At 71.5% G+C, this 7626-nt stretch carries 7 protein-coding genes; 2 read left to right on the top strand and 5 right to left on the bottom strand.

From position 1 onward, the window contains the following. Window positions 1-62 precede the first annotated feature (62 nt). From GWK15_RS20820 to GWK15_RS20830, 3 genes are all read right to left on the bottom strand, one after another. Window positions 63-956 (bottom strand): DMT family transporter, encoded by an 894-nt coding sequence (locus GWK15_RS20820; RefSeq protein WP_168043308.1) that lies wholly within the window; start codon window positions 954-956, stop codon window positions 63-65. Window positions 957-1046: 90 nt separating this feature from the next. Beyond that, window positions 1047-1733, bottom strand: a complete 687-nt coding sequence (locus GWK15_RS20825) for a nitroreductase family protein (protein WP_168043309.1) — start codon at window positions 1731-1733, stop codon at window positions 1047-1049. Beyond that, the gene (locus GWK15_RS20830; RefSeq protein ID WP_168043310.1) at window positions 1730-3064 is read right to left on the bottom strand and encodes a dihydroorotase; all 1335 of its coding nucleotides are present in this window, start codon (window positions 3062-3064) and stop codon (window positions 1730-1732) included. Before GWK15_RS20830 ends, GWK15_RS20825 begins: the two co-directional genes overlap by 4 nt. Window positions 3065-3170: 106 nt before the next feature. Here GWK15_RS20830 and GWK15_RS20835 point away from each other — a divergent pair, with 106 nt between their 5' ends. After that, a complete protein-coding gene (locus GWK15_RS20835) occupies window positions 3171-4163 on the top strand; it encodes a patatin-like phospholipase family protein (RefSeq protein ID WP_168043311.1) in 993 nt (330 codons plus the stop codon). A 12-nt stretch (window positions 4164-4175) separates the two neighbouring features. On the opposite strand, the gene GWK15_RS20840 is transcribed toward GWK15_RS20835, so the two are convergent. Together GWK15_RS20840 and rnd are read right to left on the bottom strand one after the other, a co-directional pair. Continuing rightward, complete coding sequence (locus GWK15_RS20840; RefSeq protein WP_168043312.1) at window positions 4176-4868, bottom strand: S1 family peptidase; 693 nt, start codon at window positions 4866-4868, stop codon at window positions 4176-4178. A gap of 333 nt (window positions 4869-5201) precedes the next feature. Further along, window positions 5202-6392 (bottom strand): ribonuclease D, encoded by a 1191-nt coding sequence (gene rnd / locus GWK15_RS20845; RefSeq protein ID WP_168043313.1) that lies wholly within the window; start codon window positions 6390-6392, stop codon window positions 5202-5204. Between the two features lie 113 nt (window positions 6393-6505). Here rnd and GWK15_RS20850 point away from each other — a divergent pair, with 113 nt between their 5' ends. Further along, window positions 6506-7456 (top strand): aldo/keto reductase, encoded by a 951-nt coding sequence (locus tag GWK15_RS20850; RefSeq protein ID WP_168043314.1) that lies wholly within the window; start codon window positions 6506-6508, stop codon window positions 7454-7456. The last annotated feature ends 170 nt before the right edge of the window (window positions 7457-7626 follow it).

Here is a 7626-nt window from a genome sequence, read left to right on the forward strand (position 1 = left end):
CAGCATCCTGGATGGCTGGCCGGATGGGAGTGTGGGCCGCCGCCATCTGGTCGGACGATGCCCTAGCCGTGGCGGGACGCGGCTTTCGGCCGCGACGTGACCAGCCACACCGACGCCAGCACCACCCCGCCGCCCGCCACCACCTGCCACGACGGCACCTCGCCCAGCCAGGCCGCCGCGATGGCGGTGGAGAACACCGGCTGCAGGTAGCCCACCATCGCCGAATCCGCCGCTCGCGCCCGCATCGCGAGCCCCAGGAACAGCGTCAGCGGCACGGCGGTCGCGAAGATCGCGAGGACCATCGCCACCGCCCACACCTGCGGCGGCTGCACCAGGGCCCCCGGACCGTCCACCATCAGCGCCAGGCTGCCCGACAGGATGCCCGAGACCGCCTGCTGCCCCAGCGCCAGTGCGGCCGCCGGCCCGCGATTGGCCCGCCGCACCCAGATGGTGCTCAGCGCGTAGGAGAAGGTCGCGGCCAGGATCAGCAGCGCGCCTTCCGCGCTCGCCCCGCCCAGGCCGCCCGCGCCGACCACCAGCGCGATGCCGAGGAAGCCGAGACCGATGCCCGACAGCATCCGCGGCGTCGGCGTCTCCCCCTTCAGCAGCAACGCCGCAAGCAGCGTGACGATCAGCGGGCCCGCCGCCTGCACGAGTGAGGCCGGCGCCGCTTCCATCCGCTGCAGCGCCATCGGCAGCAGGGTGTTCGGGATCACGCCGCTGAGCAGGCCGAGCACCAGCGACGTCACCAGGACGCTGCGCGTGATGCCGCCGAGCTCACGGCGGAACCACAGGAACAGGAAGACCACCACCGCCGCCAGGGCGCCACGCAGGCCGGCCAGCGCGAAGGGCGGAAGGTAGGCGGCGAGGTAGCGGATCAGCGGGAAGGCCGCGCCCCACAAGGCGGCGATCGTCACGAGGCGCAGCCAGAGCGCCAGGCCGGTGAGTGGTTCCATCTCGAAGTGCGGGGGAGGATGAACCTCCCCCGCGCCCCCTCCCTTCCTTGTCGTGGTCACGCCGCCTGCGGCGACGCGACAGGTCTGGTCTCAGGCGCCGTCCCAGCCGAGGAAGGCGCAGAAGTCGCGCGCCGGGACGCGATCGGTGACGAGCGTGTTCACCGGCGCCTCCGGGTCCGCATGGCCGAGGGCCATGCCGCAGACGACGACCTCGTTCTCCGGGATCGGCAGATGCGCGCGGATGGTGCGGTGATGGGGCGCGAAGGCCGCCTGCGGGCAGGTGTCGAGACCCATGCCGCGCGCCGCCGTCATCACATTGCCGAGGAAGATGCCGTAGTCGAGCCAGGACCCGATCTCGAGCCGCCGGTCGATGGTGAAGACGATGCCGACCGGCGCGCCGAAGAAGTCGAAGTTCTTCGCGTGCTGGCGCTTCATCTTCTCCGCCTCGCCCCGCGCGATGCCGAGCAGGCCGTACATGTCCCACCCGACCTTGCGGCGCCGGGCGAGGTAGGGCTCGAAGAAGGCATCGGGGTAGTAGCGGTACTCGGAGTCGACCGGCGTGCCGGCCAGCGCCTCCGCGACCAGCGCTTCGGACAGGCGCCGCAGCGGCTCCCCGGCCAGCGCATAGCCGCGCCAGGGCTGCATGTTCGTCCCCGAGGGCGCACGCGCGGCGATGTCGAGGAGGCGCTCGACCGTCTCGCGTGGCACCGGCGTCGGCAGGAAGGCGCGGATCGAGCGGCGGGAGGTGATCGCCGCCGCGACCGGATCCTCGTTCACGCGCGCAGCGTGTCGGCGAAGGCGACGGGCTTGCCGACCGGCGTGCCCAGCACCTCGTCGTCCCGCATCACGACCTGGCCGCGCACGATGGTCCCCACCGGCCAGCCGGTGCAGACCGTGCCGTCGAAGGGCGTCCAGCCGGCCGGCGTCGCCAGCCAGTCGTTGCGGATCATGCGCTGGCGCTTGAGGTCGACCAGCGTGAAGTCGGCATCGTAGCCGGCCGCGAGCCGCCCCTTGTTCAGCGCGCCGTAGACCCGGGCCGGGCCGGCGCACATCAGGTCGACCAGGCGGGAGATCGACAGCCTGCCGCTGGTGACGTGGTCGAGCATCAGCGGCACCAGGGTCTGCACGCCGGTCAGCCCCGCCGCGGTGTTGGGCCAGGGGCGTTCCTTCGCCTCGCGCGAATGGGGCGCGTGGTCGGACCCGATGCAATCCACCGTGCCGTCGTTCACCGCCGCCCAGGCGGCATCGAGGTGCCGCTGGTCGCGGATCGGCGGGTTCATCACCGCATAGCCGCCGAGGCGGTCATAGGCCTCGTCGGTCTGCGTCAGGTGGTTGAGCAGCACCTCGACCGTGCAGACGTCGCGGAAGTCGCGGAGGTAGGCGAGTTCCTCGGCGGTCGAGACGTGCAGGATATGTGCGGGGCGGCCGGTCTTGCGCGCGATCGCCATCAGCCGCTTGGTGCCGAGCAGCGCCGTCTCCACGTCGCGCCAGACCATGTGGTTGCGATGCGGCATGCCGACGGTGAACATCGGCTTGCGTTCCTGCAGCCGGTACTCGTCCTCGGAATGGTAGCAGATGCGGCGGTGGCCGGAGCGCATCACGGCCTCGAGGCTCGCATCGTCCTCGACCAGCAGGTCGCCCGTGCTCGATCCGGCGAAGACCTTGATGGCGCAGACATTGGGCTGGCGTTCGAGCTCGGCGAGGTCCGCGATGTTCTTCTTGCTGGCGCCGACATAGAGCCCGACATCGCACCAGGCGCGGCCCTGCAGGAAGGCGCGCTTCTCGTCCAGGATGTCGCGGCTGACCACCGACTTCGCAGTGTTGGGCATGTCGAAGACGGCCGTCAGGCCGCCCAGCACGGCGGCCTTGGTGCCGGTCTCGATGCTTTCGACCGCGGGATCGCCCGGGTCGCGCAGGTGCACATGCGGGTCGATCAGGCCAGGCAGCACGTGCAGGCCGCCGCAATCGACGGTCTCGGCCGCCTCGGCATGGCGCAGGTTGCCCAGGGTGACGATGCGCCCCTCGCGCACGCCGACATCGGCCGCCTCGACGCCCCAAGGCGTCACGACATGCCCGCCGCGGAGAAGGAGGTCGAAACGTTCGGACATGCGCTGGCTCCTCGGTGATCCGGCGTCCTTGTCGCACCGGGCACCGCGCCCCGGAAGCCCCGGCGGGTTGCCGGTCCGGCCCTCGCAACCCAAATGCTGTGCTGCAATGCAGCAAAATCATGATCCGGCCGAGAGGCCGCTGGCCCTGGCGCTCCAGGGCGGCGGGTCCTTCGGCGCCTTCACCTGGGGCGTTCTGGACCGGCTTCTCGCCGAGCCCGGCTTGCCCTTCGCCGCCGCGAGCGGGGCGAGCGCTGGGGCGGTGAATGCCGTGTTGCTGGCGGATGGGCTGCTCGCCGGCGGGCGTGAGGAGGCGCAGGCGCGGCTGGCGCGATTCTGGCGGCTGCTGTCGGACCGCGCGGGCTTTGCGGGGCTTCCGGTGTTCGGCTCGATCCTCGCCGCGGCGGACCTGCACGTGCCGCACTTCGCCATGTCGCTGCCGGGATCGGATCCGTTGCGCGAGTTGCTCGGCGACCTGGTCGACTTCGCCCGCCTGCGGAAGGAACGGCCGCTCCCGCTGCTGATCGCCGCGACCCGCGTGCGGGACGGGGAGGCGCGGATCTTCCGCGAGGACGAGATCACGCTCGAGGCCGTGCTCGCCTCCGCCTGCCTGCCGATGCTGCGCGAGGCCGTGCAGATCGGGGGCGAGGACTACTGGGACGGCGGCTACAGCGCGAACCCGCCGCTGCGCGAACTGATCCGCGCCTCGCGCGCCGATGACCTGCTGCTGGTCCAGCTTGCCCCCGATGAGCGCGACACGACGCCGCGCCTGCGCCAGGACATCCGTCACCGTTCGCTTGAGATCGCCTTCTCCGCGCCGCTCAAGCGGGAACTCCAGGCGATCGAGGATATGAAGGCGCTCTGCCGCGAGGCGAGCCTGTTCCGCCCGCGGTCCTGCCGGGCCTTCGAGCGGCTGCGGATGCACCGGCTGTCCCTGTGGGAGTCGCTCGAGGACGCCGCAGGCGCCAATCCCGCCAACCTGTCCTGGCCCTTCGTGACCCGGCTGGCCGAGGCTGGCCGCGCCGCGGCGGATCGCTGGCGGTCGCCCGACGCCGTGCCCGCGAGCGAGGGAGCCCCGCTCGCCAAGGGTGGGCCGGCCTGACGCCGGGCTGGGCTACCGCAGACCTTCCTGCTGCATCGTCCGGTCGATCGTGCCGATGGGCAGCACGATGACCGAGCGGTGCGGCACCCGGCTGCCAGGCGCGACCGAGGCCGGGAGCGAGGTGTCGAACAGGCCGGTCTGCAGGATGCCGGCCGCGATGCCGACCAGGTTGCCGCCGGTGTCGACGACCGGGGCGCCGGAGAAACCGCGCGCGGCGGGCAGGTCGGCGATGACGACGTCCTCCAGCCGGGCAATGCCCTCGACCGGGGCGGCCACAGGAAGGACGGGGCCGGCGCCCTCGAAGACGCTGCCACCGTTTGCGGCCGCCATGAAGAGCCGTTGGTTGGCGCCCGGCTGCGCGGAGGGCCGCGGCGATTCGAGGCGCGGATCCTGGACCTGGAGGATCGCGAAGTTCTGCCGGACCGCGAGCTGCATGGTCCGGACCGGCAGGATCGTGCCGTCGCGGCGGACGCGCAGGCGCTGGCCGACCCAGTCCTCGACCGCGGTCGCGGTGGTGAGGAGCCGGCCGGGCCCGAAGGCGGTTGCCGAGCCGATGGCGGACCCGTTCTCGGACTCGACGATCCAGAGAAGGTCCTTCGCGCGTTGGACGGCGGCGAGGTCCTGCGGTCCGCGGGGTTCGTCGGGGACGGCCGCGCAGGACGGCAGCAGGGTTGCCGCCAGGAGCAGGCAGGCTCTGCGCATCATGTCTGCTGAATCCTCTTGGAACACCGCCGGCAAGCGATCTTTCTGGTTGATGTCGACAAATCGACATTAACCAGACCGGGCGAAAAGCGCGTTCACAAGATCGGTAGATTCTACATGAAGAAGGATCGTTATTTCATCGTTAATGCAGCGCGTCTTTATCCAGGCGCCCCGGGCATCCGACCGAAAAACTGCGTATTTGTGAGTATTATGTGACCGGGCTTGGGTCGTGGCGGAATCGGCCGGGAACCCCGCGAAGCAAGGCGAGGTCCAGAGGAGTTGATATGTGGGGGCGTGTTCGCCCGACCAGATGCCTGGACCTGGCCGGACGCCGACCTATCCGGCCGGGATCAGCTTGACCCGCTTGCCGTCCACGCCAAGCGCCAGCCGGCCCGCCTTCAGCGCCAGCGCAGCCTCGCCGAAGACCTCGCGGCGCCAGCCATGCATCGCGGCGACCTCGGCGCCGTCGCCGGCGGCGAGGCGGTCGAGGTCGTCGCTGCTCGCGAGCAGGCGCGGCGCCACGTGGTGCTCCTCGCTCTTGGCAGCCAGCAGCACCTTCAGCAGCGCGACCAGCGCCGGGGAGGCCGGCGGGCCGGGGCGGTCCTTGGGTGCCTCAGGCAGGGCCTCGTCCGGCAATTCCTTGCCGGCCTTCACCGCGGCGAGCAGCCCGGCGCCCGAGCGGCCCTTGGCGAAGCCTTCCGAGATGCCGCGGGCGCGGGCGAGGTCGGCCACTGTCTCCGGCGTCGTCGCCGCGATCTCGAGCAGCGTCTCGTCCTTCACCAGGCGCTGGCGGGGGATGTTGATGCGCTGCGCCTCGCGTTCGCGCCAGGCGGCGATGCATTTCAGCACGCCGAGGAAGCGGCGGTTGCCGGTGCGCGGGCGCAGCCTTTCCCAGGCCTGGTCCGGGTCGAGGCGATAGGTCGCGGGTTCGGCGAGCGCGCCCATCTCCTCCGCCACCCAGGCGAGCCGCCCCTCGCGCCGCAGCTTGGCGTCGAGCGCGGTGTAGATCTTGCGCAGATGCGTCACGTCCGCGGCGGCATAGGCGAGCTGCGCGGCCGAGAGCGGGCGGGCCGACCAGTCGGAGAAACGGTGCGCCTTGTCGATCTGCGCCCCGGCGAGCGACCGGCACAGCGCGTCGTAGGAGACCTGGTCGCCATAGCCGGCGACCATGGCCGCGACCTGGGTGTCAAACAGGGGCGTCGGCACGGCGCCGAACTTCAGCAGGAAGATTTCGACGTCCTGCCGGGCGGCATGGAAGACCTTGGTCACCGCCGGGTCGGCCAGCAGTTCCCCGAGCGGGGCCAGGTCGAGGCCGGGGGCTAGGGTGTCGACCTCCGCCACCTCGGTCTCGCCGGCGAGCTGCACCAGGCAGAGCTCGGGCCAATAGGTCCGTTCCCGCATGAACTCGGTGTCGACCGTGACGAAGGCCTCGGTCCTGAGCCGCGCACAAAGGGCGGCCAGGGCGTCGGTCTCGGTGATCAGGACGGGGGTGGACTCGGCGGCGGCGGCAGGCGGGCGGCGACTCATCGAGGCCGCTTCTAGACCCCGGGGCGTGGGAGGAAAAGGCAATCCGGGCGCCCCGGGTGGCCGAAATGCGATGGCGGGCGCATCCTGCCGCGGGTTTCAGGAGAGGATGACCGATGCAGATGCGCGCGCTCGGCCGGTCGGGGCTGTCGGTCCCGCGGGTGGTCTTCGGGGGCAATGTCTTCGGCTGGACGGCCGACAAGGCGATGTCCTTCCGCCTGCTGGATGCCTGCGTGGAGCGCGGGCTGATCGCGATCGACACGGCGGATGTCTATTCGGCCTGGGTGTCAGGACATTCCGGTGGAGAATCGGAAACGCTCATCGGCGAATGGCTGCAGGCCCGGCCCGGCGTGCGGGACAAGGTGCTGATCCTGACCAAGTGCGGGATGGAGATGCCGGGGAAGGGGAAGGGCCTTTCGCCCGCCTGGATCGCGACCGCCTGCGAGGCGTCGCTCAGGCGGCTCGGGATCGGGACCATCGACCTGTACCAGGCGCACAAGGACGACGAGGCGACGCCGCTGGCGGATACGCTGGGCGCCTTCCAGACGCTGATCCAGGCGGGGAAGGTGCGGGCGATCGGGTCGTCCAACTACAGCGCGGCACGGCTGAAGGCGGCGCTCGACCTGTCCGCCGCCCAGGGACTGCCGCGGTTCGAGAGCCACCAGCCCGTCTACAACCTGATGGACCGGGGGATCGAGGCGGACCTGCTACCGCTCTGCAAGGCTGAGGAGGTCGGGATCATCACCTATTCCTCGCTCGCCTCGGGGTTCCTGTCGGGGAAGTACCGGACGGCGGCCGATCTCGGGAAATCGGTGCGCGGCGAGCGAAGTGTCGCCAAGCACATGACCGAGAAGGGGATGCGCGTCCTCGCCGCGGTCGATGCGGTGGCGAAGCGGCACGGGGTGGGGCCGGCGGCCGTGGCGCTGGCCTGGCAACTGGGCCGGCCCGGGATCACGGCGCCGATCGCCAGCGCGACCAGCCCGGAACAGCTGGCGGAACTGGCCAAGGCAGCGGAGATCACGCTCAGCGCGGGCGATATGGCCGAACTGGACGCGGCGAGCGCGTAGGGCGGGCCTGGGGAGGGCGCTGCCCATCCCAGATCCCGTCCAGGTCCCGGTGTCCAGAGGCCTTTCGGCCTCTGGCGGGGGGGGGGCCGGGGGGGGGGGGGGGCCCCCCCCCCCCCCCCCCGGCCCCCCCTCCGAACAGCGCCCCCGCCCCGCCCCCCCCCCGCGGCTCC

Origin of the sequence: Neoroseomonas oryzicola, assembly GCF_012163135.1 — a bacterium.
GTDB lineage: Bacteria > Pseudomonadota > Alphaproteobacteria > Acetobacterales > Acetobacteraceae > Neoroseomonas > Neoroseomonas oryzicola.

What these genes read in the sequence shown, in the direction of transcription:
- GWK15_RS20835 (WP_168043311.1), top strand. Translation starts at nt 3,171, where the DNA reads ATGCAGCAAAATCATGATCCGGCCGAGAGGCCGCTGGCCCTGGCGCTC.
- GWK15_RS20820 (WP_168043308.1), bottom strand. Translation starts at nt 956, where the DNA reads ATGGAACCACTCACCGGCCTGGCGCTCTGGCTGCGCCTCGTGACGATC.
- GWK15_RS20840 (WP_168043312.1), bottom strand. Translation starts at nt 4,868, where the DNA reads ATGATGCGCAGAGCCTGCCTGCTCCTGGCGGCAACCCTGCTGCCGTCC.
- GWK15_RS20830 (WP_168043310.1), bottom strand. Translation starts at nt 3,064, where the DNA reads ATGTCCGAACGTTTCGACCTCCTTCTCCGCGGCGGGCATGTCGTGACG.
- GWK15_RS20850 (WP_168043314.1), top strand. Translation starts at nt 6,506, where the DNA reads ATGCAGATGCGCGCGCTCGGCCGGTCGGGGCTGTCGGTCCCGCGGGTG.
- rnd (WP_168043313.1), bottom strand. Translation starts at nt 6,392, where the DNA reads ATGAGTCGCCGCCCGCCTGCCGCCGCCGCCGAGTCCACCCCCGTCCTG.